At 69.7% G+C, this 25,223-nt stretch carries 29 protein-coding genes and 1 tRNA gene; 19 read left to right on the top strand and 11 right to left on the bottom strand.

The window, feature by feature from the left end; genetic code table 11:
• Positions 1 to 21 precede the first annotated feature (21 nt).
• A complete protein-coding gene (locus tag ASD21_RS20195) occupies positions 22 to 1,479 on the bottom strand; it encodes an MFS transporter (protein WP_056445572.1) in 1,458 nt (485 codons plus the stop codon).
• Between the two features lie 87 nt (positions 1,480 to 1,566).
• Here ASD21_RS20195 and ASD21_RS20190 point away from each other — a divergent pair, with 87 nt between their 5' ends.
• Positions 1,567 to 1,776 (top strand): UvrB/UvrC motif-containing protein, encoded by a 210-nt coding sequence (locus ASD21_RS20190; RefSeq protein WP_056445570.1) that lies wholly within the window; start codon positions 1,567 to 1,569, stop codon positions 1,774 to 1,776.
• A gap of 54 nt (positions 1,777 to 1,830) precedes the next feature.
• Here ASD21_RS20190 and ASD21_RS20185 read toward each other — a convergent pair whose 3' ends face one another.
• A complete protein-coding gene (locus ASD21_RS20185) occupies positions 1,831 to 3,651 on the bottom strand; it encodes a CHASE3 domain-containing protein (protein ID WP_056445568.1) in 1,821 nt (606 codons plus the stop codon).
• Positions 3,652 to 3,916: 265 nt separating this feature from the next.
• On the opposite strand from ASD21_RS20185, the gene ASD21_RS20180 reads away from it, so the two are divergent.
• Both ASD21_RS20180 and ASD21_RS20175 read left to right on the top strand, forming a co-directional pair.
• Entirely contained in the window at positions 3,917 to 4,600 is a 684-nt protein-coding gene (locus ASD21_RS20180) for a TetR/AcrR family transcriptional regulator (RefSeq protein ID WP_056445565.1), read from the top strand.
• Positions 4,600 to 4,953, top strand: a complete 354-nt coding sequence (locus ASD21_RS20175) for a gamma-glutamylcyclotransferase family protein (protein ID WP_056445562.1) — start codon at positions 4,600 to 4,602, stop codon at positions 4,951 to 4,953. Before ASD21_RS20180 ends, ASD21_RS20175 begins: the two co-directional genes overlap by 1 nt.
• A 3-nt stretch (positions 4,954 to 4,956) precedes the next feature.
• Here ASD21_RS20175 and ASD21_RS20170 read toward each other — a convergent pair whose 3' ends face one another.
• Positions 4,957 to 5,637 (bottom strand): UdgX family uracil-DNA binding protein, encoded by a 681-nt coding sequence (locus tag ASD21_RS20170; protein WP_056445559.1) that lies wholly within the window; start codon positions 5,635 to 5,637, stop codon positions 4,957 to 4,959.
• Positions 5,638 to 5,794: 157 nt separating this feature from the next.
• On the opposite strand from ASD21_RS20170, the gene ASD21_RS20165 reads away from it, so the two are divergent.
• A complete protein-coding gene (locus ASD21_RS20165; protein WP_056445556.1) occupies positions 5,795 to 6,670 on the top strand; it encodes a transglutaminase family protein in 876 nt (291 codons plus the stop codon).
• 37 nt (positions 6,671 to 6,707) lie between these two features.
• Positions 6,708 to 6,851 (top strand): hypothetical protein, encoded by a 144-nt coding sequence (locus ASD21_RS24305; protein WP_162250250.1) that lies wholly within the window; start codon positions 6,708 to 6,710, stop codon positions 6,849 to 6,851.
• A gap of 146 nt (positions 6,852 to 6,997) precedes the next feature.
• Here ASD21_RS24305 and ASD21_RS20160 read toward each other — a convergent pair whose 3' ends face one another.
• Positions 6,998 to 8,176, bottom strand: coding sequence for a vWA domain-containing protein (locus ASD21_RS20160; protein ID WP_056445553.1), 1,179 nt, complete (start codon positions 8,174 to 8,176; stop codon positions 6,998 to 7,000).
• A 204-nt stretch (positions 8,177 to 8,380) separates the two neighbouring features.
• Positions 8,381 to 8,914, bottom strand: a complete 534-nt coding sequence (locus ASD21_RS20155) for a GNAT family N-acetyltransferase (RefSeq protein WP_056445550.1) — start codon at positions 8,912 to 8,914, stop codon at positions 8,381 to 8,383.
• A 16-nt stretch (positions 8,915 to 8,930) separates the two neighbouring features.
• On the opposite strand from ASD21_RS20155, the gene ASD21_RS20150 reads away from it, so the two are divergent.
• The 7 genes from ASD21_RS20150 (at position 8,931) to ASD21_RS20120 (ending at position 14,993) form a co-directional block, all read left to right on the top strand.
• Entirely contained in the window at positions 8,931 to 9,851 is a 921-nt protein-coding gene (locus ASD21_RS20150) for a histone deacetylase family protein (RefSeq protein ID WP_056445547.1), read from the top strand.
• Between the two features lie 47 nt (positions 9,852 to 9,898).
• Entirely contained in the window at positions 9,899 to 10,558 is a 660-nt protein-coding gene (locus ASD21_RS20145) for a histidine phosphatase family protein (protein ID WP_082554859.1), read from the top strand.
• A gap of 120 nt (positions 10,559 to 10,678) precedes the next feature.
• Complete coding sequence (locus ASD21_RS20140) at positions 10,679 to 10,936, top strand: exodeoxyribonuclease VII small subunit (protein ID WP_056445544.1); 258 nt, start codon at positions 10,679 to 10,681, stop codon at positions 10,934 to 10,936.
• Positions 10,936 to 11,286: a tRNA-binding protein gene (locus tag ASD21_RS20135; protein WP_056445541.1), complete on the top strand. Its 351-nt coding sequence runs from the start codon at positions 10,936 to 10,938 to the stop codon at positions 11,284 to 11,286. The genes ASD21_RS20140 and ASD21_RS20135 overlap by 1 nt, the downstream gene beginning before the upstream one ends.
• Positions 11,283 to 12,167, top strand: coding sequence for a polyprenyl synthetase family protein (locus ASD21_RS20130; protein ID WP_056445539.1), 885 nt, complete (start codon positions 11,283 to 11,285; stop codon positions 12,165 to 12,167). The genes ASD21_RS20135 and ASD21_RS20130 overlap by 4 nt, the downstream gene beginning before the upstream one ends.
• Positions 12,168 to 12,184: 17 nt before the next feature.
• Positions 12,185 to 14,101 carry a 1-deoxy-D-xylulose-5-phosphate synthase gene (gene dxs, locus ASD21_RS20125; RefSeq protein ID WP_056445537.1) on the top strand — a complete coding sequence of 639 codons (1,917 nt, stop codon included), beginning with the start codon at positions 12,185 to 12,187 and terminating at the stop codon, positions 14,099 to 14,101.
• Between the two features lie 31 nt (positions 14,102 to 14,132).
• Complete coding sequence (locus ASD21_RS20120) at positions 14,133 to 14,993, top strand: glycoside hydrolase family 16 protein (protein ID WP_056445534.1); 861 nt, start codon at positions 14,133 to 14,135, stop codon at positions 14,991 to 14,993.
• A gap of 26 nt (positions 14,994 to 15,019) precedes the next feature.
• Here the strand turns inward: ASD21_RS20120 and ASD21_RS20115 are convergent, their stop codons facing one another.
• The 4 genes from ASD21_RS20115 to ASD21_RS20100 all read right to left on the bottom strand — a co-directional run bounded on the left by ASD21_RS20115 (position 15,020) and on the right by ASD21_RS20100 (position 17,943).
• Entirely contained in the window at positions 15,020 to 15,508 is a 489-nt protein-coding gene (locus tag ASD21_RS20115) for a hypothetical protein (protein ID WP_056445531.1), read from the bottom strand.
• A gap of 45 nt (positions 15,509 to 15,553) precedes the next feature.
• Complete coding sequence (locus ASD21_RS20110; RefSeq protein ID WP_056445529.1) at positions 15,554 to 17,056, bottom strand: acetyl-CoA acetyltransferase; 1,503 nt, start codon at positions 17,054 to 17,056, stop codon at positions 15,554 to 15,556.
• Positions 17,053 to 17,685, bottom strand: a complete 633-nt coding sequence (locus tag ASD21_RS20105) for a glutathione S-transferase family protein (RefSeq protein ID WP_056445526.1) — start codon at positions 17,683 to 17,685, stop codon at positions 17,053 to 17,055. Before ASD21_RS20105 ends, ASD21_RS20110 begins: the two co-directional genes overlap by 4 nt.
• 182 nt (positions 17,686 to 17,867) lie before the next feature.
• Positions 17,868 to 17,943: transfer RNA gene (locus ASD21_RS20100), tRNA-Lys, on the bottom strand.
• Between the two features lie 81 nt (positions 17,944 to 18,024).
• Here ASD21_RS20100 and ASD21_RS20095 point away from each other — a divergent pair.
• Together ASD21_RS20095 and ASD21_RS20090 are read left to right on the top strand one after the other, a co-directional pair.
• Positions 18,025 to 18,363, top strand: coding sequence for an Hpt domain-containing protein (locus ASD21_RS20095; RefSeq protein WP_056445523.1), 339 nt, complete (start codon positions 18,025 to 18,027; stop codon positions 18,361 to 18,363).
• Between the two features lie 79 nt (positions 18,364 to 18,442).
• A complete protein-coding gene (locus ASD21_RS20090; RefSeq protein WP_056445520.1) occupies positions 18,443 to 19,270 on the top strand; it encodes a TIGR00266 family protein in 828 nt (275 codons plus the stop codon).
• A gap of 150 nt (positions 19,271 to 19,420) precedes the next feature.
• On the opposite strand, the gene ASD21_RS20085 is transcribed toward ASD21_RS20090, so the two are convergent.
• A complete protein-coding gene (locus ASD21_RS20085; RefSeq protein WP_056445519.1) occupies positions 19,421 to 19,750 on the bottom strand; it encodes a chorismate mutase in 330 nt (109 codons plus the stop codon).
• 49 nt (positions 19,751 to 19,799) lie between these two features.
• Positions 19,800 to 20,756 carry a transcriptional regulator GcvA gene (gcvA, locus tag ASD21_RS20080; protein ID WP_056445518.1) on the bottom strand — a complete coding sequence of 319 codons (957 nt, stop codon included), beginning with the start codon at positions 20,754 to 20,756 and terminating at the stop codon, positions 19,800 to 19,802.
• A 221-nt stretch (positions 20,757 to 20,977) separates the two neighbouring features.
• Here gcvA and cobA point away from each other — a divergent pair, with 221 nt between their 5' ends.
• From cobA to ASD21_RS20055, 5 genes are read left to right on the top strand one after another with little or no spacing between them, the layout of a single operon-like run.
• Positions 20,978 to 21,919 carry a uroporphyrinogen-III C-methyltransferase gene (gene cobA / locus ASD21_RS20075; RefSeq protein WP_056446247.1) on the top strand — a complete coding sequence of 314 codons (942 nt, stop codon included), beginning with the start codon at positions 20,978 to 20,980 and terminating at the stop codon, positions 21,917 to 21,919.
• On the top strand, positions 21,916 to 22,281 hold the full coding sequence (locus ASD21_RS20070) for a DUF2849 domain-containing protein (RefSeq protein ID WP_056445515.1): 366 nt from the start codon (positions 21,916 to 21,918) through the stop codon (positions 22,279 to 22,281). Before cobA ends, ASD21_RS20070 begins: the two co-directional genes overlap by 4 nt.
• Positions 22,282 to 22,286: 5 nt before the next feature.
• A complete protein-coding gene (locus tag ASD21_RS20065; protein ID WP_056445512.1) occupies positions 22,287 to 23,945 on the top strand; it encodes a nitrite/sulfite reductase in 1,659 nt (552 codons plus the stop codon).
• On the top strand, positions 23,929 to 24,429 hold the full coding sequence (locus ASD21_RS20060) for a DUF934 domain-containing protein (protein ID WP_056445508.1): 501 nt from the start codon (positions 23,929 to 23,931) through the stop codon (positions 24,427 to 24,429). The genes ASD21_RS20065 and ASD21_RS20060 overlap by 17 nt, the downstream gene beginning before the upstream one ends.
• The gene (locus tag ASD21_RS20055) at positions 24,429 to 25,220 is read left to right on the top strand and encodes a phosphoadenylyl-sulfate reductase (RefSeq protein WP_442856985.1); all 792 of its coding nucleotides are present in this window, start codon (positions 24,429 to 24,431) and stop codon (positions 25,218 to 25,220) included. Before ASD21_RS20060 ends, ASD21_RS20055 begins: the two co-directional genes overlap by 1 nt.
• Positions 25,221 to 25,223 lie beyond the last annotated feature (3 nt).

Here is a 25,223-nt window from a genome sequence, read left to right as displayed (position 1 = left end):
CAGCCCCTCACCCTCCCACCGCTACGCGGCGGGTCCCTCCCTCTCCCTCTGGGAGAGGGAGTTTCTAACCCGCCCTGAAATCTCCGACCCCGCGTCCCGGTCCAGCCGCAGATAGACCGGCAGGGCCAGCAGCGTCACCACGCCGATCGCCACGAACGGCCAGGTGAACCGGTCGGGCGTCAGGTGGGCGCCGTGGCCGCGCGCCAGGTGCAGCATCAGACCGCCGAAACTGACTCCCAGCGCCAGGCCGACCTGCTGGGCCACGGCCGACAGGGTCGAGGCGGACGCGACCTTGGCCTGCGGCACGTCGGCATAGGCGATGGTGTTGGCGGCGATGAACTGGTTGGAGCGGCAGAAGCCGCCGAGGAACAGCACGCCCGTCATCACCGCCATCGGCGTGGCCAGGGTGAAGAAGCCGGGGGCGGCCGTGAGCGCCGCTGTCAGGGTCACGAACACCGCCAGCGAGGTGCGGAAGCCGAAGCGCCTGAGACCGGCGGCGGCGAACGGGCGGGCGATCAGCACGCCCACGCCCGTGCCCAGGGTCACCGCGCTGGCCTTCAGCGGGCTCCAGCCCAGGGCCACCTGCAGCAGCAGCGGCATCAGGAACGGGCTGGCCCCGATGCCCAGCCGCACCAGCGCCCCGCCCAGCAGGCTGGCGCGGAAGGTGCGGTGTTTCAGCAGGGAGAGGTCGAGGATCGGCTTGGCCGTGGCCTTGGCCAGGCGCAGGTAGAGCCAGCCGCTGGCCAGGGCCAGGGTCAGCACCGCGGCCTGGCCCCACCACGGCAGCAGCGACAGCCCCGCCGTCTCGGCCACCACCACCAGGCCGCTGATCGCCACGGCCGACAGCAGGAAGCCCGCGGTGTCGAACCGGCCCATCTCGGTCGGCGGGCTCCTGGGCACGAAGCGCATCACCGCCGTCATGCCCAGCAGGCCGATCGGCAGGTTCAGGTAGAAGATCCACGGCCAGTCCGCGACGCTGAGCACCAGGCCGGCCAGGGGCGGGCCGATCAGAGGGCCGATCAGGGCGGGCATGGTGAACCAGCCCATGGCCCGGATCAGCTTGTCCTTGGGCGTCGAGCCGACGACGATCAGCCGGGCGACCGGGGTCATCATCGCCCCGCCGATCCCCTGCAGGATCCGCGAGGCCACCAGGGCCTCCAGATTCCGCGACAGCCCGCACAGGGCCGAGCCGGCCAGGAACACCACCATGGCCGTCATGAACACCCGCCGCGCGCCAAAGCGTTCGGCCGCCCAGCCGCTGGCCGGCGTGAACACCGCCAGGGCCAGGATGTAGGAGGTCAGGGCCAGCTTCAGGTGGATGGGGTCGACGCTGAACGCCCGGGCCAGGGTGGGCAGGGCGGTCGACAGGGCCGTGGAGTCGATGAACTCCATCAGAAGGGCGCTGGCCACGGCCAGCGAGATCAGGCGGGTTCCGCGAACCGACTTGTCTGGCGAAGGGGCGGGCTGATCAATCGACACGCCCGGCGACTTACGCCCGCCGGCGGTGGACCTCAAGTCGAACGGACATCTCGCGCGTTATGGTCAGGCGCATGTCCGGAGCCCGCGATGACGCAGGAAACCCATCTGTCCGAACTGGAGGAGGAGATGGCCCAGGCCGTCGCCTCCGAGGACTTCGAAACGGCCGCCGCCCTGCGCGGCCAGATCGACCAGATCCGCCGCGACCTGAGGATCATGGAGCAGCCCGGCGCCGACGCGCCCCAGGCCGCCTATTTCAAGCATCGCGAGGCCGGCAAGGCGGGATTCCGTCCGCTATAGGCATCCAGCGTCTGGGACGAGGACCACCCCACCGCGCATGAAGGCCGACCCCGCCTACTCGCCGGAAAGCGCGTCGCGCAGCTCCCGATCCAGCTGCTCCAGCGTGAACGGCTTGGTCAGCAGGCGAGTGCCGGCGTCCAGGGTGCCGTTGTGGACGATGGCGTTGCGGGTATAGCCGGTCATGTAGACCACCTTCAGGTCCGGCCGCAGAACCAGGGCGGCGTCGACCAGCTGGCGGCCGTTGGAGCCTGGCATGACCACGTCGGTCAGCAGGATGTTGATCTCCGGACGCTGGCCCAGGCGCTCCAGCGCCACGGCCGCGCCGTCGGCCTCTATCACCTTGTAGCCCAGCTCGCGGGCGGCGCTGACCGTGAAGCTGCGCACGCCCGGATCGTCCTCGGCGATCAGCACGGTGAACGCCCCGCCGTTGGCCACGATCGCCCGCGGCGCCACCGGCTCGTCGACGGCCAGTCCTTGCGTGTCGCGGGGCAGGTAGAGCTTGACCGTCGTGCCCACGCCCAGCTCGCTGTAGAGCTTGATGTGGCCGCGCGACTGCTTGAGGAAGCCGTGCACCTGCGACAGGCCCAGGCCGGTGCCTTCGCCCAGCCGCTTGGTGGTGAAGAACGGGTCGAAGGCCCGCTCCATCACCTCGGGCGTCATGCCGCCGCCGGTGTCGGTGATCGCCACCAGCACGAACTGGCCGGCCACCACCTCGTCGTGGGCGTCGGCATAGGCCTTGTCGAGGAAGGCGTTGGACGTCTCGATCGTCAGCCGGCCGCTGGTCCCGCCGTCCTGGCTCATGGCGTCGCGGGCGTTGACGGCCAGGTTGAGGATCGCGCTCTCCAACTGGGGCGTATCGACGAAGGCGCGCCAAAGGCCGCCGGCCAGCACGGTCTCGACCGCGATGTTCTCGCCCAGCGCCCGGCGCAGCAGCTCGGACATGTCGGCCACGCACTTGTTGACGTCGGTGGGCTTGGGGTCCAGCGGCTGCTGGCGCGAAAAGGCCAGCAGGCCCTTGGTCAGGGCGGCGGCGCGATTGGCGCCGGACAGGGCGTTTTCGGCCAGGCTGAGCAGCTTTTCCTGCCCCGCCAGCCGGCGGATCAGCATGTCCAGATTGCCGACGATGATCGCCAGCATGTTGTTGAAGTCGTGGGCGACGCCGCCGGTCAGCTGGCCCAGCGCCTCCATCTTCTGGGCCTGGCGAAGCTGGGCCTCGGCGCGTTCGCGCTGGGCGATCGCGCTCTCCAGCGCGCGATTGCGCTCGCCCAGCTCCCGGGCGTGGCCCCGGGTCTCGCGGGCGACGGCGAAGGCCAGCAGGGCGGCGGCGGTCAGGGCCAGCACGATCACGCCGATCAACAGCGAGCGCTGGGTGGCGACGGCGGCCTGACGCTGGGCCAGAAGGTCCGCCTCGATGGTCTCGAACGATTGGCTCAGCACGCGGACGCGGTCCATCTGGACCTTGCCCATATCGGTCTTGAGGCGGGCGATGGCGGCGTCGGCGCGGCCGGCGCCCGCCATGGCCACGGTGCGGTCAAGCTCGGCCATCTTGGCGTCCATAGCCTGGATCAGGTCCGCGGCGCGCCGCAGTTGGGCCGGATTGTCGGCCACCAGGGTCCGAAGTTGGCTCTTCAGGGCCGGCAGACGATCGTGGGCCTGCTCGTAGGGCCGCAGATAGGCCGGATCTTGGGTCAGCAAATAGCCGCGTTGGGCGGTTTCGGCGTCCTGCAGCGCGCTGAACGTCACCGCCTGCACCCGCCGCACCTCCAGCGAATGCGCCGCCCAGCGTTCGGCCCCCGCGCTGGTGACGGCGACGACGATGGCCGCGACGGCGGCGCAGAGCAGCAGCAGGAAGCCCACGACGAGGCTCAGACGCATGCCCCGCCTTTGCGGCGCGGCGTTGGTCGACAGGTCACGCGCCAAACTCGATTACTCCCCCGATGGGTCCCGTCCCTTCGACCCCGGCTTGATACGAGAAATCGAGGAGGGCGCCAAATTTCCAGAGGCGCCGGGCGCCGAAACGGCGGTCGATGGGCGCCGCGCTGGCGCCGCATCCAGAATTCCTCCGTTCGCGTTCCATCTTGACGCTTGCGCCAATTTCGAACGGCCGTAAGACTTCCCCACAGGTAAAGGGGATACCGTAGTGAGTCCGAAGAGCGACGGCGCGACTGTCACCACCGCGCCAGAAACCGACGTCGAGGGCGTCGACAACGAAGCCGTCACCAAGAATCTGGTGTTCGTCGCCGCCGAGCGCCTGTTCGCGCTGCACGGCTTCCAGAACGTCTCGGTGCGCGACATCACCGCCGCGGCGGGCGTCAACCTGGCTTCGGTGAACTATCACTTCGGGTCCAAGGACGCGCTGCTGTACGAGATCTTCCGTCGGCGCACGGTCGAGCTGAACCGCGAGCGGGCCAAGAAGCTGCACGAGGCCACCGACCGCTTCGAGGGCAATCCGCCGGTGCGCGAGATCCTGGCCGCCCTGCTGACCCCGCCGCTGAAGTGGCTGGCCCCCGACCACGAGCGCCGCATTTCGCTGCAGTTCCTGATACGGGCCCGCAGCGAGGGCACCGACGAGATCCGCAAGGTCCTGCAGACCGACGTCACCCACCTGCGCCGCTTCTCCGACGCCCTGCTCAAGGCGCGCCCGGACCTGCCGTCCGAGGAGATCTACTGGCGGCTGCACTTCACCCTGGGCATGCTGCACAACAACCGCTTCGCCGAGTTCGACCGCCTGAACGTGCTGTCGGAAGGCACGACCAGCGAAGCCGACGTCGAGGCCCTGCTGGGCCGCATGCTGGCCTTCGCCGAGGCGGGGTTCTCGGCCTGATGACGGAGGCGGCCGGGGCTCCGATCCGCCTGTTCTCGTACGGCACGCTGCGGCAGGAGAACGTGCAGATGGAAACGTTCGGCCGCCTGTTGAAGGGCGAGACCGACGCTCTGCCGGGCTACGCGCTGTCGATGGTCGAGATCACCGATCCGGACGTCATCGCGACCAGCGGCGCGGCGTTCCATCCGATCGTCCGGGCCAGCGGCGACGCGGCCGACGCGGTCGCGGGCACGGTGTTCGAGATCACCGCCGCCGAACTGGCGGCCGCCGATTCCTACGAGGTTTCCGACTACAAGCGCGTGGCGGTCCGCCTGACGTCGGGACGCGACGCCTTCGTCTACGTGAAGGCCTGACGTTCAGTCGGCGGCCAGGCGCGCCGCCAGCTTCAGATCCTCGACCAGTTCGGCATAGGCGCGATCCCTGGCGTCCGGATCGGGGATCCGCAGCATGAAGGACGGATGCCAGCTGACCAGGCCCTGTTCGCCGCCGTCCAGCGCCTGGCGCCGGCCGCGCGACTTGCCGATCGGCAGGGCCTTGCCGAACACCGCCTGCACCGCCGTCGCGCCCAGGGCCAGGATCACCTTGGGTCGGACCAGCCGGCGCTCGGCGTCCAGCCACCAGCGGCAGGCCTGGACCTCGCCGCGGTCCGGCGTCTTGTGCAGCCGGCGCTTGCCCCGCTGTTCGTGCTTGAAATGCTTGACCGCGTTGGTGACGAACACCCGGTCGCGATCGACCCCGGCCTGCGCCATCGCCCGGTCCAGAAGCTGGCCGGCCGGACCGACGAACGGAACGCCCTGCCGGTCCTCCTGGTCGCCGGGCTGCTCGCCGACGATCATCAGGGCGGCCTTGGCTGGACCAAGGCCCGGCACCCCCTGGGTGGCGTCGCGCCATAGATCGCAGCGGCGGCAGACCTGGACCCCGGCGGCCACCGCTTCCAGATTGACCAGGTTGCTCTCGCCGAACGACCCGTCGCGGGCCTGCCTCTGGGCGGCCTTGAGCGCGCGTTCCGAGGGTTTGACGGGCTGGAGGGCGACCATGGCCTTGGGCTTTCTCGATCAAAATCCGGAATGGACGTCGGCGGGATCGGGTTCCCTCGGCGGCGCTCGAACGGCGATTGTTCCTATTTTGTTCCGGGCGTGTCAATCACCCGTCCGTGACGGAACGAAGCCGGCCCGGCGGGGTTATGCAGAGCCTATGGCGCGGCTCGGCATCCTTCATGAAACGCGGTACAGCTACGCCCGGCCGGTCGGCTTCGGGGCGCATCGGCTGCTGATCCGGCCGCGCGACAGCCACGCCATCCGCATCAGCGAGGCCTCGCTGCAGACGTCCTTGCCGGGCGAGACCCGCTGGACCTACGACGCGGTGGGCAACTGCGTCTGCTGGTTCACGCCGAAGGGCGAGGCCGACAGCCTGACCATCACCAGCCGCCTGGTCATCGACCGCTTCCCCGCGCCCCTGACCAGCCTGCGGATCGACGACCCGCACACCGTCTCGCCGATCGTCTACGCCCGCGAGGACCGGGCGGTGCTCAATCCATTCATCACCCCCGCCACCGAGGACGAGGACCGGGTGCTGCTGCGCTGGCTGCGCGGCCAGATGGAGCGGCCCGACGAGCCGGCGGTCGATTTCCTGCTGCGGATGAACCGCACGATCCACGACCAGTTCGACTATGTCCCCCGCGACGAGGCCGGCGTCCAGTCGCCGGCGCAGACCATCGCCATCGGCAGCGGCACGTGCCGCGACTTCGCCTGGCTGATGGTCGAGGCCCTGCGGCGGCTGGGCTATGCGGCGGTGTTCGCCACCGGCTACGTCTACAGTTCCGGCGCCGCCGTGCGCGGGGCGGGGGCGACCCACGCCTGGTGTGAAGTGTTCCTGCCGGACCTGGGCTGGACCGAGTTCGACCCGACCAACGGCCTGGCGGAGTCGCCGGACCTGATCCGGGTGGCGGCCACCCGCACGCCCGGCGAAGCGCGGCCGGTGTCGGGCACCATCATCGGCGAACCCGGCGAGGCGCATCTGAGCGTCCGGGTCGAGGTGCGCCTTCTGGACGCCCTCGAGGCGGCGGCATGATGAAAATGACAAGAAAAATCGGGAGGATGGAAGGATGATGAAACCGTTCCAACAGCAAGCCCCTCTGGGCGGCGGCCACCTGCCGCATCCCGAGCCCAAGCCGCAGCACGGCCAGAAGCCGGACGCCGAGTGCCTGAAGGTGCCGGAAAAGCGCTCGTTCGAGCCGCGACCGGGGCACTGAAGGTCCTCCCCCTGTGGGGGAGGTGTCGGCGAAGCCGACGGAGGGGGGAGTGATCGGAAGGCGACCACAACCCGGATCGGCGCCCCTAAAACTCCCCCCACCGATCGCTGCGCGATCGCCTCCCCCACAGGGGGAGGGCTTGGAGACTACCCCCGCACCAGCTCCCGCATGGCCTTGTCCAGGCCGTCGATCGTCAGCGGGAACATCCGGTCGTTCATCAGCTGCTTCATCACCCCGATCGACTGGGTGTAGTCCCAGTGCCGCTCGGGCGTGGGGTTCAGCCAGACGGCGCTCTGGTAGATGTCGGTGACCCGGCTCATCCAGATGGCCCCGGCCTCCTCGTTCCAGTGCTCGACGCTGCCGCCCGGATAGGTGATCTCGTAGGGGCTCATCGTGGCGTCGCCGACGAAGATGATCTTGTAGTCGTGGGGGAACTTGTGGAGCACCTCCCAGGTCGGGATCTTCTCGACCTGGCGGCGGCGATTGTCCTTCCACACCGCCTCGTACAGGCAGTTGTGGAAGTAGAAGAACTCCAGGTGCTTGAACTCGGTCTTGGCGGCGCTGAACAGCTCCTCGCAGAGCTTGATGTGGCCGTCCATCGAGCCGCCGATGTCGAAGAACAGCAGCACCTTGATCGTATTGCGCCGCTCGGGGCGCATCTGGATGTCCAGATAGCCCTTTTCGGCCGTGCCCTTGATCGTGCCGTTCAGGTCCAGCTCGTCCAGCGCCCCCTGGCGGGCGAACTTGCGCAGGCGCCGCAGGGCGACCTTGATGTTGCGAGTGCCCAGCTCGACCGAGTCGTCGAGGTTCTTGTATTCGCGCTTGTCCCAGACCTTCACGGCCCGGCCATGGCGGCTCTTGTCCTGGCCGATGCGGACGCCTTCGGGATTGTAGCCGTTGTTGCCGAACGGGGACGTGCCGCCCGAGCCGATCCACTTGTTGCCGCCCTCGTGGCGTTCCTTCTGCTCCTTCAGGCGCTCCTGCAGGGTCTCCATCAGCTTCTCGAAGCCGCCCATGGCCTCGATCTGCGCCTTCTCCTCGTCGGTCAGGAACTTCTCGGTCAGGGCCTTGAGCCATTCGGCCGGAATGTCGGCGGTCAGGCCGTCCTCGACGGTCTCCAATCCCTTGAACACGTGGCCGAACACCCGGTCGAACTTGTCGAGGTTCTTCTCGTCCTTCACCAGGCTGGCGCGCGACAGGAAGTAGAAGTCCTCGATCCGCCGATCGATGACGTCCTTGTCCAGGGCCTCCATCAGCAGGAGATATTCGCGCAAGGATACGGGAACCTTGGCGGCGCGGAGCTCGGAGAAGAAGCGCAGGAACATGGGCGGGCTTTCGAACGGTTGTTCGAAGGATGGAGGTTTAGAGCGTCAGGCGCAAGCGGACGCCCCCTCCGTCACGATGCGTATTCGCATCGCGCCACCTCCCCCGCGTTGCGGGTGAGGAGGAGGCCGCGCCGACGTCTTCTCCTCACCCGTGAAACGGGGGAGGTGGCGGGCGAAGCCCGACGGAGGGGGCGTCCAGCCGGGTCACCCCCTTCTCAGGATGAACTCCAGGTCCCGTGTCTGGCCTACCGGGAAGTGGTACTCCCCGACTTTCTCGAACCCCTTGCTCCCATACAGCTTCTGCGCCCCGAAGTTCTGGGACCACACCCCGATCCACAACGGCCGCGGGCCGTCTCGTTCCAGCCAGTCGAGCGCCGTCTTCAAGAGCAGCGAGCCGCGTCCGCCGCCCTGGAAGTCCTTGAGCACATAGATCCGGTGCAGCTCGCCGTCGTCGGGTCCGACGTCCTCGTGGGGCAGGCCGCAGGGGCCGGCGGTGGCGTAGCCGATCGCCTCGTCGTCCAGCTCCAGCAGCCAGGTCGCCTTGTCCGGATCGGCCAGGTCGCGCCGCGTCCGCTCCAGGCCGTAGGCGTAGGCCAGGAAGGTCTCCAGGTCCTCGGTCGGATAGAGGTGGGCGAAGGTCTCGCTGAACGTGCGGGCGCCCAGGCTGGACACCGTGTCGGCGTCGTCGACGGTGGCCCTTCTGATCGTGGGGGGGCGGATGGTCGGGGCGGTGTTCAAGGGTTACGATCCTCGCATGGATGTCGCGCTCTATACGCACCTGGATATGCTCGACCACCGGCCCGGCGACAACCACGTCGAACGGCCCGAGCGCCTGCGGGCGGTGATCGACGCGCTGAACGACGACGGCCGCCTGGACCTGGAGAGCGTCGAGGCCCCGCTGGTCGACTACGCCGACCTGGCCCGGGTCCATCCCCAGGGCTTCATCGACAATGTCCTGGCCGCGGCCCCGAGCAGCGGCCGGACGGCCCTGGACCCCGACACCGTGCTGTCGGCGGGCAGCCTGACCGCCGCCCGCCGCGCCGCCGGGGCGGTGGTCGCCGCGACCCGGGCCGTGGCGGCGGGGCAGGGGACGCGGGCCTTCTGCGCCGTCCGCCCGCCCGGCCACCACGCCGAACCGGACACGGCGATGGGGTTCTGCGTGTTCTCCAACATCGCCGTGGCGGCGCGGGTCGCCCAGGCCTCGGGGCTCAAGCGCGTGGCGATCGTCGATTTCGACGTCCATCACGGCAACGGCACCCAGGCCACGTTCGAGCACGATCCGACGGTGTTCTTCGCCTCGATCCACCAGTCGCCGCTCTATCCCGGCACCGGCGATCCGTCGGAGATCGGCGTCGGCAACGTCGCCAACGCGACCGTCGCCCCGCATGCGCCGCGCGAGGTCTGGCGCAAGCGCTTCGAGGGCCTGATGGACAAGGTCGACGGATTCGCGCCGCAGCTGATCCTGGTCTCGGCTGGCTTCGACGCGCACGTCCGCGATCCGCTGGCCGCCCAGAGCCTGGAGGCCGAGGATTTCGCCTGGGCGACGCGAGCGATCGCCTCGGTCGCGAACCGCCGTTGCGGCGGGCGTATTGTTTCCTCGCTCGAGGGCGGTTACGACCTAGAAGCGCTCGGCCGCTCGGCGGCGGCGCATGTCAAAGCGTTGCAAGAGGGGTGAGAGGTTCGAGAGGTCGCGCGTGGCGCGAAACCGAACCTCCAAAATCTATGGCCGACGAATCCGCCGACCACCTTTCCGCCCCGGAATCCTCTGGGCTGGCGACTTCCGGAGCCGTCGGCGCCCTTGCTGGCGCGCGTCCCGGCGCGATCACCCTGGCCCGTCACGGCGAGCCGGCCCTGTCGCGCAAGGTCCGCTTCAACGCGCCGGCCTATGGCGAATGGTGGGCGCGCTACGAGGAGGGCGGCCTGCTGCCCGGCCAGACCCCGCCGGAATCGCTGAAGGCCACCGCCAGACGGGCGGGGGTGGTGATCGCCTCGACGCGCCGGCGATCGATCGAGACCGCCGCCGCCGTGGCCGACGGCAAGGCCTTCGCCACCGACCCGCTGTTCATCGAGGCCCCGCTGCCGCCGCCGCCCTGGCCGCTCTGGATCAGGATGTCGCCCAAGAACTGGGGCTTCTTCGCGCGGTTCTGGTGGTGGTTCTTCGACCATCACGCCGGCCAGGAGAGCCGGGCCCAGGCCGAGATTCGCGCCGACCAGGCCGCCGATCTGCTGATCGACCTGTCGAAGAACGGCCAGGAGGTGCTGCTGGTGGCCCACGGCTTCTTCAACACCATGATCGGCCTGTCGCTGCAGAAGCGCGGTCTGAAGAAGACGCGGGACCAGGGGTTCAAATACTGGTGCGTGAAGCGCTTCGAGCGGCCCTAGGCGCCTCCGCGAGCGACAGGGGCGCCGAGACCCCGAACCCTGTTCACCAAAAGCCCCGCCAACGGCGTTGCTCGCGCCGCGGCCCGCCACTAGGGTGCGCCTGTTCGCCCCGGAGTAGAAATGATCAGTCCCCAAGATCTTGAAGGCATGAGCTTCGAGCAGGCCCTGCAACGTCTGGAGCAGATCGTCGGCGAGCTGGAGTCCGGCAAGGCCGAGCTCGAGCGCTCGATCGAGATCTACGAGGACGGCGCGGCCCTCAAGGCTCACTGCGAGAAGAAGCTCGAGGCCGCCCGCCTGAAGGTCGAGAAGATCGTGCTGGGGCAGGGCGGCGCGACCCAGGGCGGCGCGATAAGCGCCGAAGCGGCCGAGTTCAACTGATGGGTCAGTCGTCGCCGCAGATCGGCTACGAGGACTTCGAGCGCGTCGATATCCGTATCGGCACGGTGATCGAAGCCACGCCGTTCCCGGAGGCGCGCAAGCCCGCCTACAAGCTGCTCATCGATTTCGGTCCCCAGATCGGGATCAAGAAATCCTCGGCCCAGGTGACCAAGCACTACGGCCTGGGCGAACTGATCGGCCGTCGCGTGGCCGCCGTGGTCAATTTTCCGCCGCGCCAGATCGGTCCCATGAAGTCCGAGGTCCTGTGCCTGGGCTTTCCGGACGCCGAGGGGGGCGTGGTGCTGATCGACGTGGACCGTGACGTTCCCAACGGGGGTAAGCTGTTTTGATCGACCTCGAAAAGCGCATCGTCCAGGCCGCCGACATCGTCACCGTGGCGCTCGACGAACTGCTGCCGCGCGCCGACGGTCCCGAGAGCCGTCTGACCGAGGCGATGCGCTACGCGGCCCTGGGCCCCGGCAAGCGCCTGCGGCCGTTCTTCGCCCTGGAGACGGGCAAGATGTTCGACCTGCCCGAGCGGCCGGTCCTGCGCGCCGCCTGCGCCCTGGAATGCATCCACGCCTACAGCCTGGTGCACGACGACCTGCCGGCCATGGACGACGACGACATGCGCCGAGGCCGTCCGACCGTCCATATCCAGTACGACGAAGCCACCGCGATCCTGGCCGGCGACGCCCTGCAGACCGCCGCCTTCGAGATCATGGCCCATCCGGACACCCACGACGACGGCCATGTCCGCTCGGAGCTGGTGCGCAAGCTGGCCATCGCCTCGGGCGCCAGGGGCATGTGCGGCGGCCAGATGATCGACCTGCTGGGCGTCCGCGACGACCTGGGCGCGGTGGCCCGCATGCAGCGCCTGAAGACCGGGGCCCTGATCGCCTTCGCCTTCGAGATCCCGCTGATCATCGCCCGGGCCAAGGATTCCGAGCGCGCGGCCCTGATGGGATTCGCCCAGGACCTGGGCCTGGCTTACCAGATCGTCGACGACATCCTGGACGAAGAGGGCGACGAGGCGGTGCTGGGCAAGGCCGCCGGCGGCAAGGACGCCGCCAAGGGCAAGGCCAACTACGTCACGCTGCTCGGCCTTGATGCGGCCAAAGAGCGCGTCAATCTATTGGCCGCGCAAACCAAGTCACATCTCGATATTTTCGGCGAACGGGCTGAACATCTGCGTCGTAGCGTGGATTTCGTGCTGGACCGCCGCAACTGACCGCGCTTTCTTCGGACATGCCTGTTTTGACCCCTCTTCTCGACACCATCTCGTCACCGGCCGACACGCGCGGCCTCAGCGTGGCTGAACTGAAGCAACTGGCGAACGAGGTGAGGGCCGAAACCATCGACGCCGTCTCGGTGACCGGCGGCCACCTGGGCGCGGGCCTGGGCGTGGTCGAGCTGACCGTCGCCCTGCACCACGTGTTCGAGACGCCCAAGGACATCGTCATCTGGGACGTCGGCCACCAGGCCTATCCCCACAAGATCCTGACCGGTCGCCGCGACCGCATCCGCACCCTGCGCCAGGGCGGCGGGCTGTCGGGCTTCACCAAGCGGGCCGAGAGCGTCTACGACCCGTTCGGCGCGGCCCACGCGGCCACCTCGATCTCGGCGGCCCTGGGCTTCTGCGCCGCCCGCGACGCCAAGGGCGAGAACAACAGCGTCATCGCCGTGATCGGCGACGGCTCGATGAGCGCCGGCATGGCCTACGAGGCGATGAACGCCGCGGTCGACACCACCAAGCGCCTGATCGTCATCCTCAACGACAACGACATGTCGATCGCCCCGCCGGTGGGCGGCATGAGCGCCTATCTGGCCAACCTCGTCTCGGGCGGCGCCTATCGCAAGGTGCGCAAGCTGGGCAAGACGGTGGTCGAGAAGCTGCCGACCCCGATCCGCGACGCGGCCCGCAAGGCCGAGGAATACGCCCGCGGCATGGTCACCGGCGGCACCTTCTTCGAGGAGCTGGGCTTCCACTATGTCGGCCCGATCGACGGCCACGACATGGACGCCCTGGTCTCGGTGCTGAAGAACGTCAAGGAATTCAACGAAAAGCCGGTGCTGGTCCACGTCGTCACCCAGAAGGGCAAGGGCTATGGCCCGGCCGAGGGCGCGGACGACAAGCTGCACGCGGTGGTCAAGTTCGACGTGGTCACCGGCCAGCAGCACAAGGCCGCCGCCGGTCCGCCCAGCTACACCAAGGTCTTCGCCCAGGAACTGATCAAGCACGCGGCGATCGACGACAAGATCGTGGCCATCACCGCCGCCATGCCGTCGGGCACGGGGCTGGACCTGTTCGGCAAGGCCTATCCGCACCGCACCTTCGACGTCGGCATCGCCGAGCAGCACGCGGTGACCTTCGCCGCGGGCCTCGCCGCCGACGGCATGAAGCCGTTCGCGGCGATCTATTCCACCTTCCTGCAGCGCGGCTACGACCAGGTGGTCCACGACGTGGCCATCCAGCGCCTGCCGGTGCGCTTCGCCATGGACCGCGCCGGCCTGGTCGGCGCCGACGGTCCGACCCACGCGGGCACCTTCGATCTCGGCTTCATGGGGGCGCTGCCCGGCATGGTGCTGATGGCCGCCGCCGACGAGGTGGAGCTGGCCCACATGGTCGCCACCGCCGTGGCCATCGACGACCGCCCCAGCGCCTTCCGCTATCCGCGCGGCGAGGGCCTGGGCCTGACCATCCCCGAACTGGCCGCCCCGCTGGAGATCGGCAAGGGCCGCATCGTCCGCGAAGGGACCAGCGTGGCCATCGTCTCGCTGGGCACCCGCCTGGCCGAGTGCCTGAAGGCCGCCGACCTGCTGGCCGCGCGCGGCCTGTCGGCCACCGTCGCCGACGCCCGCTTCGCCAAGCCGCTGGACGTCGACATGCTGCTGCGCCTGGCGCGCGAGCACGAGGCGATCATCACGGTGGAGGAGGGCGCCATCGGCGGCTTCGGCGCTTTCGTGCTGCAGGCCCTGGCCGCGCACGGCGCCCTGGACCGCGGCCTGAAGATCCGCACCCTGGTGCTGCCCGACGTCTTCCAGGACCAGGACAAGCCCGACGTCATGTACGCCCAGGCCGGCCTCGACGCCGAGGGCATCCTGCGCGGGGCCCTGTCGGCCCTGGGGATCGACAACGTCAGCGCGGCGGGGCGGCGGGCTTAAGCGCCCACGCGTCGGACGCCGGGGAGGAGCGATGCTGAAACGGATCATCGCAAGCCTGCTGCTGCTCGCCTCGAGCTCCGCGCTGGCCGACCCCAAGGGCGAGGCCAACTACAGCGTGGACCTGCCCAACAGCCGACCGGCCGACGCCCGGCTGGTCTGGTCGGACGAGTTCGACCTTCCCGTGGTGGATGCGCGTAAATGGGCGTTCGACACCTCGCGAAACAAGCTGGGCTGGTGGAACAACGAGTTGCAATACTACGCCGCCGGTCGCCGCGAGAACGTCCGTGTGGCGGATGGTCGGCTGGTCATCGAGGCGCGCCACGACGACCTGGCCGATCCGAAGCCGGCCGACTGGGGCGGCCAGCGCTACAGCTCGGCCAAGCTGATGACCCAAGGGCTGGCCGACTGGACCTACGGCTTCTTCGAGGTGCGGGCCAAGCTGGCCTGCGGTCGCGGGACCTGGCCGGCCATATGGATGATGCCCGCCGATCCGACGGCGCCCTGGCCGCAGGGGGGTGAGATCGACATCATGGAGCATGTCGGCTGGGACCAGGGCACGGTGCACGGCACGCTGCACACCGGGAAGTATAATCACGCGATGCACACGGCGCGCGGCGGAGCGAGCAAACTGCCCGACGTCTGCGGCGCCTTCCACCGCTACCAGCTGGACTGGAACAAGGACCGCATCCTGATCGGCGTGGACGACCGCGCCTACGTGCGAATCGACAACGACCAGCCGGGCGACGTCGGCGCCTGGCCGTTCGACAAGCCGCAATACCTGATCCTGAACCTCGCGGTGGGCGGCTGGGGCGGCCGGCAGGGCGTTGACGACGCCGCGTTCCCCGCCCGGTTCGAGGTGGACTATGTGCGGGTCTACCAGCGGGGCCGCTGAGTTGCGGGATCAGGCGGTGAGCGCGTTCAGGCCTCGCACGCCTTGAAGAACGCCTTCACCTGCCGCTGGTCGGCGGGGGCGGCGTCGACGGGGTGGCGGTCGTCGGCGACCAGCAGGTCCAGGTCGCCGGTGCGGCGGAAGGCCCGCAGGGCCGAGGCGTCCACGCTGGTGCGGGCCTGGAGCAGGCCCTCGCTCATGTCCGAGGGCGCGGCCTGGGCCTTCAGGCGGGTGACCTTGCGGCCGGACGCCAGGGCGATCTCGTCGCCCGTCAGGCCGGTCGCCGTCAGGGTCACGGCCGAGGCGCGGGGCGCGCAGGCCATCATCACCACCACGTCGTCGCTGTTGGGCCGGCCATAGGCCAGCTTGGGGCCTTCCTCGGCGCTGTCCATGTAGTTCCAGGCGTAGCCCTGCTGGCTGGACTGGTCATGGGCGCAGCCGCTCAGCGTCACGCCGCCCAAGGCCAGGACCAGGAGCAGAGCGTTGGGGAGCAGGCGGTTGAACGGGCGACGGGGCATGGACGGGTTCCTTCATCACAGGAACGCCGCTCCGGCCTCATGGGTTCAGAGCCGCCAGTCCAGCACGCCGTCGCCGTCCGCGCGCAGGGTTCCGGTCCGGCCGATCGGGAAGGCGTCCGGATCGGTCAGGGCCGCCAGGGTGTCGGCGTCGGCGGCCGGGACCCGCGCCAGGGCCCGGGCGCCCTCCAGGGTCCGCACGATGGCCACGCCATGGGTCGGCGCGCCGTCGCGGTCGTAGAGCACCGTGTGGGTCTCCAGCACGGCCTGGCCCGCCGCGTCCTCGACGAAGGCCGGGACGGGGCCGCGCCGGGCGTCGGCCGGCGCCTGAACGCTGATCTCCTCCAGCGACCTCGCGCCGTCCGGGGCGGGGCGGTCGGCCAGCACCAGGCCGTGATGCTTGGTGACGAACTCGCCCTGGCCGTACAGCAGGCCGGTTCCGCCGTCTCCCCGCAGCCGCCGGGTCATGGCGACGGCGGCGTGGGTCATGTAGTCGTTCATCGGCGCCCCGAAGAAGGTCAGGCCGCCGGTCACGGTGGGCGTCACGCCCGCCGGCAGGCCCAGGGTCCGCCGGGCCATCTTCGGCACGCAGGGGAAGCAGCTGTAGAGCTCCAGGGCGTCGAAGCCGCCCGGAGCCATGGCGCCGACCGTCTCCAGCACCGCGTCCTGGGCGACCGAGCCGTGATAGTGGTCGCGTCGCAGGTAGTCGCCCGGTTCGCGCGCCGCCGCCCCGCCCCAGACGAACACCAGCCGCTCGTCGGGGACGCCGGCGGCCCGGGCGGCCGCCAGACTGGTCACGATCACCGCCGCGCCCTGGTTCACCTGCATGTTGGCGACCATCAGCTTGGTGTAGGGCCAGGCGATCGGTCGGTTGTCGGGGCGCGGGGTGGTGATCTGGTCCGGCGTGAAGGCCGTCTTGATCCAGGCGTTGGGCTGGCCCGCCGCCACCGCGGCATAGGCCGACCACAGGGCGCCGGATTCCGCCAGGGCCTGGCGCGGCGTCTGGCCCCAGTGATGGGCGGCGGCGTTCTCGTAGAACGGATAGACGCTGACCGGCAGGAAGACCCCCAGCTTCAGGGCCAGGGGATGGACCTCGATGCGCGGTCCGCCGCCCGCGGCCGTCGGCTTGGGCGTCCAGGGCAGGTCGATCCCGGCGGCGCGGGCCTTGTTGACGCTCCACTGCGCCTCGGCCCCGACCACCGCGCAGACCTCGGCCTCGCCCCGGGCGATGCGGATCGCGGCCTCGTGCAGGAACCGCACCGGGCTCTCCCCGCCGACCGGGCCGTAGACGGCGCGGGCCGGGGCGATGTCGAGCCGGGCGCACAGCTCGCCCGCCGCGTCGGCGTAGCGCCAGCTGAGCTGGTTGACGACGTCCAGCGAGGCGATCCTGGCGAGGAAGCCGCCGCCCGCGTCGGCGTCGGCCTCGCGCAGGGCCGCTTCCATCAGGGCCAGGGGCTCCAGGGCCTTGGAGAGGTCGCTCGGCCGGTCCAGCGCCTCGCCGACACCGACAATGACCGGGATGCGTTCAGGGTTCACGGGGGGCGGGCTCACAGGACGGGTTCTCCAGCGCTTTCGGCGACCAGGGCGCGCTGGTAGCCGTCGCGGGCCTTCATCCGCGCCAGATGCGCCTTGAAGGCCTCGGGGAAGCTGTCGGAAAAGCCCAGCTGCTCGCCCAGCTTCAGGGCGTAGGCCACCGAGATGTCGGCCATGGTGAAGCGGCGGGCAGCCACGTAGCCGCTGTCGTCGAGCAGCTTGGCCGCCGCCTTCAGCCGCGACAGGAACCACTGCACATAGTCGGCCGCCGCCTGGGGCAGGCGGCGCTCCTCCGGCTCGAACACCGCGTAGCGCAGGTGGATGGTCTGGGGGAAGGTGAGGGTGGCCTCGCCCATGTGCAGGAAGTTCAGATAGGCCCCGAAGCCGGGCTCGTCGGGCGTGACGGTCAGGTCGCTGGGGCCGTATCGGCGCGCCAGATATTCGCCGATCGCCGCCGACTCGCTCATCAGGGTGTCGCCGTCGATCAGGGTCGGCGTCGTGCCCATGGGATTGACGTCCAGATAGCCCGGCTCGCGGAAGCGGGGCGGGAAGGGCGTCAGCTTCAGCGCATAGGGCAGGCCCAGCTCCTCGAGCGCCCACAGGGCCCGGAACGAGCGCGCGCCGACGCAGTGATAGAGGGTGATCATCGGTCGCCTCCCGTTTTGTTGGAGGCAACATCCGACGGAAAGCCGCATGAGGCCATCGTGCCCTTACGTCCGGCCCTTACATCCATTGGGGCGGCGCCGTAGAACAGCAGGGCGCGGACAGGACGCAACGCCAGGCATGGCGGCGTCCCCAGAGGGGAAAGTCATTGAGTCTTGGGAGGAAATGGTGGGCGCAGTAGGATTCGAACCTACGACCCGCTGATTAAGAGTCAGCTGCTCTACCAACTGAGCTATGCGCCCGCGCGGCCCGAAGCGGTGGTTTGCCTCGGCGGCGAGGCGCGGAACATACGCAAAGAATCTTGGAACGCAAGGGACTATTTTTTGGCCAGACGAGATATCAGCGGAGCCGTGGATTTCGCCTATCTGGAAGGGTTCGCGATGGACGATTCCACGGTCATCGACGAGGTGCTGGCGCTGTTTCGCGAGCAGGCCGCGCTGTGGACGCCGATGCTCGACAAGAGCCATCCGGGCTGGGCGGACGCGGTCCACACGGTCAAGGGCGCGGCGCGGGGCGTCGGGGCTTTCGCGCTGGGCGACGTCTGCGCCGAGGCCGAGGCCGGGACCAAGAGCCTGGGCGACGTGCGCAACGCCCTGGACCTGGCCCTGATGGACATCGCCGCCTACGCCCACGAGCGGGCTCTGCGGTCGTTGAAGGGGTAGGGCGGCTTACCGAAGCGTAATTGGCGCGTTCCGACACGCTTGCCTAAGTTGCGGCGAGTTCAACCGGAGCCCCAAACCCATGCCTCCCAGCCCTTGGTCGCACACCCGCAGCGCCGCCGTCGCCGACGACATCGATTTCGAGATCAAGGGCCAGGAGCTGCAGTTCCTGGAGATCGAGCTGGACGCCGGCGAAAGCGCCGTGGCCGAGGCCGGGTCGTTCGTCTGGAAGGACGCCAGCGTCCAGATGACCACGGTGTTCGGCGACGGCTCGGGCGACGCCGGCGGCGGCTTCATGGGCAAGCTGCTGGGGGCGGGCAAGCGCCTGGTCACCGGCGAGAGCCTGTTCACCACCGTCTTCACCCACACCGGTTCGGGCAAGGCGCGCGTCGCCTTCGCCGCGCCCACGCCGGGGAACATCCTGCCGCTGAACCTGGGCCAGCTGGGCGGCACGCTGATCTGCCAGAAGGACAGCTTCCTGGCCGCGGCGCGCGGGGTGTCGATCGGCATCCACTTCCAGAAACGCGTGATGACCGGCCTGTTCGGCGGCGAGGGCTTCATCATGCAGCGGCTGGACGGCGACGGCTGGGTGTTCGTGCAGATGGGCGGCGCCCTGGTCGAGCGTGAGCTGAAACCCGGCGAGGAGCTGCACGTCGACACCGGCTGCCTGGCCGCCTACACCCCCGGCGTCGACTTCGACTTGGTCATGGCCGGCGGCGTGCGCAGCGTGCTGTTCGGCGGCGAGGGCCTGTTCTTCGCGCGGCTGCGCGGGCCCGGGAAGGTCTGGATCCAGTCCCTGCCGTTCTCGCGGCTGGCGGGGCGGATGCTGCAGGCGGCCCAGGGCGGCGGCGGCAACCGCGGCGAGGGCTCGATCCTGGGGCAGATCGGCAACCTGATCGACGGGAATTAGGCGAAGCGCTTTCCCTCCCCCTTGTGGGGAGGGTGGACCGCGTAGCGGGACGGGTGGGGGATCGGCGCAGGGTGTCGGCTCAGCAAGCCCCACCCGACCTTGGCGCTGCCAGGGCCACCCTCCCCATAAAGGGGAGGGAAGAGCTCCCGCTCAGCCCTTCGTCCGGTCCCAGCTGTCGTATTCATAGGCGATGCAGCGGTCGATCAGCGTGCGCCAGACCGGCTCGGCGATGGCTTCCGACAGGCCCGACTCGCGCGCGGCGGCCTTGACCTTGTCGACCACGTCCTCGATCCGCGCGCGGTCGAACACCTTGGAGCGGTCGGCCTTGATGCGGGCGGCGGCGTCCATGTAGCCCTGGCGCTCGGCCAGCAACCGCACCAGCGCCCGGTCCAGGGCGTCCACGCCCTTGCGAACGTCGGGCATGGTCGAGCAGTCGGCGGGGGCGAGGCGCTCGTCGACCGTGAGAGTCGTCTTGATCATGCGCTCCTTTAAGCCGGTTCCGGCCGCCGGGGCCACCCCGAACCTTGAGCTAGATGCCCGCGCCGTTGTCCATGGTGAGGAGGGCCGCTTCGTGGGCCGCCGCCTCGGCCTGCAGCCACGAAACGAACGCCTTCACCTGCGGCAGACGTCCCTTGGCCTTGGGATGGACGACGTAATAGGCGAAGTCGACGGCCGTGGGGATCTCGAACGGAATGACCAGGCGGCCGGCGTCGAGATCGGCCTGGGCCAGGGTCTGTTTGGCCAGGGCGACGCCGCGTCCGTTGGCGGCCGCCTCGATCACCAGGCTGGACTGGTTGAAGCGCGGACCGCGCGCCCCGTCGACCGACTTGATGCCTCGCGCCGCCAGCCACATGGCCCAGTCCGGGCAGCTGTCGTCGGCGTCCGGCGAGCCGTCGTGCAGCAGGATGTGGCGGGACAGGTCCTCGGGCGATTCCAAGGGGTTGGCGGCCAGCAGTTCAGGCGAGGCGACGGGGATCACGGTCTCGCTGAGCAGGCGGACGACCTCCAGTCCCGGATAGCGGCCCGAGCCGTAGCGGATGGCCAGGTCGACCTCGCCGGCCGCGAAATCCACGACCTCCATGCCGGCCGACAGCCAGACGTCGACCTGGGGCTGGGCCTGCTCGAACTTGCCCAGCCGCGGCACCAGCCACTTGGCGGCGAACGAGGGGGCGGCGGTGAGGGTCAGGCGGCGGCCGTCGACGGCGGCGGTCAGCAGGCTGGCGGCCTCGGCCAGACGGTCGAAGGCCTCGCGCAGGGCGGGCAGGGCGGTCTGGGCCGCGTCGGTCAGCAGCAGGCCCTTGGGCGTGCGCTTGAACAGGGCCGCGCCGACATAGTCCTCGAGATTCTGGATCTGCTGGCTCACGGCGCCGGGCGTCACCGACAGCTCGTCGGCGGCGCGGCTGAAGTTCAGATGGCGCGCGGCCGCCTCGAACGCCCGCAGCGCGTTGAGGGGCGGGAGCCGCCGTCGTTCGGACTGTCGTTCCATGAGTTTTACTGAACGCCCCGGCAGAAGACCTTGTTTGCGAAGTGGCCCGCTCGCGACCAATTTGCAAGCGTTCGCTGATGGAGACGGCCCTTTTCATCGACGAACGCGGGCGGGGCGGACTCTAGGGTTCGCCCCGCAATGCTTTCGGCGCGACCGGTTCGGCGATGTCGCCGGTCCGGGGCGTCGGTAGCGGCGTCCAGCTGATAGAGGACCTGAATCGCATGGCTCGGCCCACGGTCCGATCCGCTTCCCGCTCCAAGGCCGGTCTCGTCGCCCTCGGCGGCGGGACGAGCGTCCGCCTGCCCGGTCGCGTGACCCTGGTCGGCGCGGGTCCGGGCGATCCCGAGCTGCTGACGATCAAGGCCCTGAAGGCCCTGCGGGCCGCCGACGTGGTGGTCCATGACGGCCTGGTCTCCGACGAGATTCTCGACCTGGCGCCCGCCGCGGCGCGGCGGATCAACGTCGCCAAGCGCAAGTCGCGCCACACCCTGCCGCAGGACGACATCAACCAACTTCTCGTGGCCCTGGCGCTGGACGGCCTGACCGTCGTGCGGCTTAAGGGCGGCGACCCGTTCCTGTTCGGCCGCGGCGGCGAGGAGCTGACCGCCTGCCGCGAGGCCGGTGTCGAGTGCACGGTGGTTCCCGGGATCACCGCCGCCCTGGCGGCCTCGGCCGGCGCCGGCGCGCCCCTGACCCATCGCGGATCGGCCCAGGCCGTGACCTTCGTCACCGGCCACGCCGCGCACGGCGAACCGGACCTGGACTGGACCGCCCTGGCGCGCCCGAACCAGACCGTCGTCGTCTATATGGGCGTCAGCACGGCCGGCCTGATCGCCGAGCGCCTGACGACCGCCGGCCGCGCCGGCTCGACCCCCGCCCTGATCGTCGAGAACGCCAGCCGCGCCGACGAGCGCCGCATCCTGACCACCCTGGCCGGCCTGGCGCTCGCCGCCGAGGGCCTGAAGGGCCCCGCGCTGCTGATGGTCGGCGAGGCCATGGCCATGGCGGACGCCCTGCCGGACAACCCCGTCCTTCGACAAGCTCAGGATGAGGTTGTCTCGGGCGTGGCGAATGGCGCCGACCATTCAGTAGACCTCATCCTGAGCCTGTCGAAGGACGAGGGCGCATCCCCCGCCGTTCAACGCGTGAGTCCCCGTCGATGAAAGCTGTCACCGCCAATCGCCTGATCGACGGCGAGGTCGTGTTCTGGAAGACCGGCGCCTGGGTCGAGGGCTTCGGCGAGGCCCAGCTGTTCGACGAGACCCAGGAGGCCGAGGTCGAGGCCGTGGTCGCCAAGGGCAAGGCCCAGCCGACCGTGATCGTCGACCCCTATCCGATCGACCTGGCGCCGGTGGACGGCGGCCTGGCCCCGGTCAGCTACCGCGAACGCATCCGGGCCCTGGGCCCCACCAACGAACCCACCCACGGCAAGCAGGCCGTCGGCGGCGAGGTGATCGAGGCCCTGCGCCATGCCCATGGCGCGGCCCGCTCGACCGGCCGCGTCGACCTGATCCGCAGGAAATAGCCGACATGTACCTGTACGACGCCATCGACCGCGAATTCCTGACCGACCGCTCCAACGAGTTCCGGCATCAGGTGGCCCGCCGCCTGGCCGGCGAGCTGACCGAGGACCAGTTCAAGCCGCTGCGGCTGATGAACGGCCTCTATCTGCAGCTCCACGCCTACATGCTGCGGATCGCCATTCCGTACGGCTCGCTGAACGCCCGCCAGGCCCGCCGCCTGGCCTGGATCGCCCGCACCTACGACAAGGGCTACGGGCACATGACCACCCGTCAGAACATCCAGTTCAACTGGATCAAGCTGAAGGACGCGCCGGACATCCTGGACGCGCTGGCCGAGGTGGATCTGCACGCCATCCAGACCAGCGGCAACTGCATCCGCAACGTCACCGCCGACCCCTATGCCGGCGCCACGGCCGAGGAGATCGACGATCCGCGCGTGTGGTCCGAGGTCCTGCGCCAGTGGTCGACCCTGCACCCGGAATTCAGCTTCCTGCCGCGCAAGTTCAAGATCGCCGTCACCGGCGCCCTGACCGACCGCGCGGCGGTCAAGGTGCACGACATCGGCCTGATCCTGCGCAAGGGCCGCGACGGCCAGATCGGCTTCGAGGTGATCGTCGGCGGCGGCCAGGGCCGCACGCCCTATGTCGGCCCGACCATCAGGTCGTACCTGCCGTCCGAGCACCTGCTCAGCTATGTCGAGGCGATCCTGCGCGTCTACAACCGCCACGGCCGCCGCGACAACATCTACAAGGCCCGGATCAAGATCCTGGTCGCGGCCCTGGGCGCCGAGGAGTTCGCCCGCCAGGTCGAGGAGGAGTGGGGCAAGATCAACGCCGAGCGCGCCGACCTGCCGGCCGCCGAGCTGGCCCGCATCCGCGCCGCCTTCGCCCAAACCCGGTTCGAGACCCTGCCGGCCGTGTCGGAGGCCTTCGAGGCCGCCCGCGCCGCCAGCCCGGCCCTGCGGCGCTTCGCGCGCAACAACGTCAAGCCGCACAAGCAGCCGGGCTACGCCATCGTCGAGGTGTCGCTGAAGGCCATCGGCCAGACCCCGGGCGACGCCTCGGCCGAGCAGCTGGACGTCGTCGCCGACCTGGCCGAGCACTACAGCCTGGACGATCTGCGCGTGACCCACGCCCAGAACCTGGTCTTGCCGCACGTGAAGCTGGACGACCTGCCGGCCGTGCACGCGGTGCTGGAGTCCGTCGGCCTGGCCACCGCCAACATCGATCTGGCCAGCGACATCATCGCCTGCCCGGGCCTGGACTACTGCGCTCTGGCCAACGCCCGCGCCATCCCGATCGCCCAGGACATCGCCCGCAAGTTCGCCGACCCGGACCGGGCCGAGAAGGTGGGGGAGCTGAAGATCAAGATCAGCGGCTGCATCAACGCCTGCGGTCACCATCACGTGGCCCACATCGGCATCCTGGGCGTCGACAAGAAGGGCGAGGAATTCTACCAGCTCTCGCTGGGCGGCTCGGGGGCGGAGGACGCCAGCATCGGCCGGATCCTCGGCCCGGGCCTGTCGGCCGACAAGGTGGCCCCGGCCATCGACGCCCTGGTCGAAGCCTATCTGCACATCCGCACCGGCGAGGAGCGCTTCCTCGACACCTATCGTCGCGTCGGCCTCGAGCCGTTCAAGGAGGCGGTCTATGCCCAAGCTGATTAAGCTGGACGGCGATACGGCCCAGTGGGCGCAGGACGTCTTCACGCACGTGGCCGACGACGACGCCCTGCCCGAGGGCGACGTGATCCTGTCCCTGGCCCGTTTCCAGGCCGAGGGCGAGATCCTGCTGTCCAACAGCCGCCGCGTCGGCGTGCGGATCGAGCCGGATCAGGAGGTCGAGGCCCTGGCCTATGACCTGCCGCGCCTGTCGGTGGTGGCCCTGGCCTTTCCGAAGTACCGCGACGGCCGCGCCTACACCTCGGCCCGCCTGCTGCGCGAGCGCCTGGGCTTCACCGGCGAGGTGAGGGCGGTCGGCGACGTGCTGCAGGAGCAGGCCGGCTTCATGGTCCGCTGCGGCTTCGACGCCTTCGAACCCAATGACGGCGCCACGCCGGAGGCCTGGACCAAGGCCGCCCATCGCTTCCGCCATGTTTATCAGCGGGCGGCCGACGACCGTCCGGTCGCTTTCGAGGAAAGGGGCGCCTAGTGGCTTACGACCAGACAGCGACCGAGCTGAAGCCGGCCGCCGCGATGCGGCCCCTCGTCCCGATAAACGGGGCCGCCGACCTGGCGGCGCGGCTGGACGCCGAGCTGCGCGACGCCCATCCGCTGACGATTCTGCGCAAGGCCTACGAGACCTTCGGCGACACGCTGGCCCTGGTCAGCTCGTTCGGGGCCGAGTCGGCGGTGCTGCTGCACCTGGCCAGCCAGGTTTCGAAGGACATCCCCGTGCTGTTCCTCGACACCGGCATGCTGTTCGGCCAGACCCTGGACTACCGCAAGGCGTTGACGACCCGTCTGGGCCTGACGGACGTGCGCGACCTGCGGCCGGCCTATACGGATCTGGCGGTCACCGATCCCAAGTCCGACCTCTGGCGCACCGACACCGACGCCTGCTGCCACATCCGCAAGGTGCTGCCGCTGGACCGCGCCCTGGGCGAGTTCGCCGCCTGGACGACGGGCCGCAAGCGCTTCCATGGCGGCGACCGCCTGCGGCTGCGGGTGGTCGAGGAGTCCGAGGGCCAGATCAAGTTCAATCCGCTGGCCAACTGGGGCAAGGCGGAGCTGGAGTCCTACGTCGCCGAATACGACCTGCCGGCCCACCCGCTGGTGGCCCAGGGGTTCCCGTCGGTCGGCTGCTGGCCGTGCACCAAGCCGGTCGACGACCCCGCCGCCGACGTCCGCGCCGGCCGCTGGGCGGGCCAGGACAAGACCGAGTGCGGCATTCACGTCGCCCGCGCGCCGGGCGGCGCGCCGACCGTGGGCGACGGGATCTAGGGT

The sequence above is a fragment of the Caulobacter sp. Root1455 genome, from assembly GCF_001426905.1.
GTDB lineage: Bacteria > Pseudomonadota > Alphaproteobacteria > Caulobacterales > Caulobacteraceae > Caulobacter.
The sequence above is the reverse complement of the archived record's forward strand: the minus strand, read 5'-3'. Positions and strand labels throughout refer to the sequence as shown.

What these genes read in the sequence shown, in the direction of transcription:
- ASD21_RS20190 (WP_056445570.1), top strand. Translation starts at nt 1,567, where the DNA reads ATGACGCAGGAAACCCATCTGTCCGAACTGGAGGAGGAGATGGCCCAG.
- ASD21_RS20185 (WP_056445568.1), bottom strand. Translation starts at nt 3,651, where the DNA reads ATGCGTCTGAGCCTCGTCGTGGGCTTCCTGCTGCTGCTCTGCGCCGCC.
- ASD21_RS20175 (WP_056445562.1), top strand. Translation starts at nt 4,600, where the DNA reads ATGACGGAGGCGGCCGGGGCTCCGATCCGCCTGTTCTCGTACGGCACG.
- ASD21_RS20170 (WP_056445559.1), bottom strand. Translation starts at nt 5,637, where the DNA reads ATGGTCGCCCTCCAGCCCGTCAAACCCTCGGAACGCGCGCTCAAGGCC.
- ASD21_RS20165 (WP_056445556.1), top strand. Translation starts at nt 5,795, where the DNA reads ATGGCGCGGCTCGGCATCCTTCATGAAACGCGGTACAGCTACGCCCGG.
- ASD21_RS24305 (WP_162250250.1), top strand. Translation starts at nt 6,708, where the DNA reads ATGAAACCGTTCCAACAGCAAGCCCCTCTGGGCGGCGGCCACCTGCCG.
- ASD21_RS20160 (WP_056445553.1), bottom strand. Translation starts at nt 8,176, where the DNA reads ATGTTCCTGCGCTTCTTCTCCGAGCTCCGCGCCGCCAAGGTTCCCGTA.
- ASD21_RS20150 (WP_056445547.1), top strand. Translation starts at nt 8,931, where the DNA reads ATGGATGTCGCGCTCTATACGCACCTGGATATGCTCGACCACCGGCCC.
- ASD21_RS20145 (WP_082554859.1), top strand. Translation starts at nt 9,899, where the DNA reads ATGGCCGACGAATCCGCCGACCACCTTTCCGCCCCGGAATCCTCTGGG.
- ASD21_RS20140 (WP_056445544.1), top strand. Translation starts at nt 10,679, where the DNA reads ATGATCAGTCCCCAAGATCTTGAAGGCATGAGCTTCGAGCAGGCCCTG.
- ASD21_RS20135 (WP_056445541.1), top strand. Translation starts at nt 10,936, where the DNA reads ATGGGTCAGTCGTCGCCGCAGATCGGCTACGAGGACTTCGAGCGCGTC.
- dxs (WP_056445537.1), top strand. Translation starts at nt 12,185, where the DNA reads ATGCCTGTTTTGACCCCTCTTCTCGACACCATCTCGTCACCGGCCGAC.
- ASD21_RS20120 (WP_056445534.1), top strand. Translation starts at nt 14,133, where the DNA reads ATGCTGAAACGGATCATCGCAAGCCTGCTGCTGCTCGCCTCGAGCTCC.
- ASD21_RS20115 (WP_056445531.1), bottom strand. Translation starts at nt 15,508, where the DNA reads ATGCCCCGTCGCCCGTTCAACCGCCTGCTCCCCAACGCTCTGCTCCTG.
- ASD21_RS20105 (WP_056445526.1), bottom strand. Translation starts at nt 17,685, where the DNA reads ATGATCACCCTCTATCACTGCGTCGGCGCGCGCTCGTTCCGGGCCCTG.
- ASD21_RS20090 (WP_056445520.1), top strand. Translation starts at nt 18,443, where the DNA reads ATGCCTCCCAGCCCTTGGTCGCACACCCGCAGCGCCGCCGTCGCCGAC.
- ASD21_RS20085 (WP_056445519.1), bottom strand. Translation starts at nt 19,750, where the DNA reads ATGATCAAGACGACTCTCACGGTCGACGAGCGCCTCGCCCCCGCCGAC.
- gcvA (WP_056445518.1), bottom strand. Translation starts at nt 20,756, where the DNA reads ATGGAACGACAGTCCGAACGACGGCGGCTCCCGCCCCTCAACGCGCTG.
- cobA (WP_056446247.1), top strand. Translation starts at nt 20,978, where the DNA reads ATGGCTCGGCCCACGGTCCGATCCGCTTCCCGCTCCAAGGCCGGTCTC.
- ASD21_RS20070 (WP_056445515.1), top strand. Translation starts at nt 21,916, where the DNA reads ATGAAAGCTGTCACCGCCAATCGCCTGATCGACGGCGAGGTCGTGTTC.
- ASD21_RS20065 (WP_056445512.1), top strand. Translation starts at nt 22,287, where the DNA reads ATGTACCTGTACGACGCCATCGACCGCGAATTCCTGACCGACCGCTCC.
- ASD21_RS20060 (WP_056445508.1), top strand. Translation starts at nt 23,929, where the DNA reads ATGCCCAAGCTGATTAAGCTGGACGGCGATACGGCCCAGTGGGCGCAG.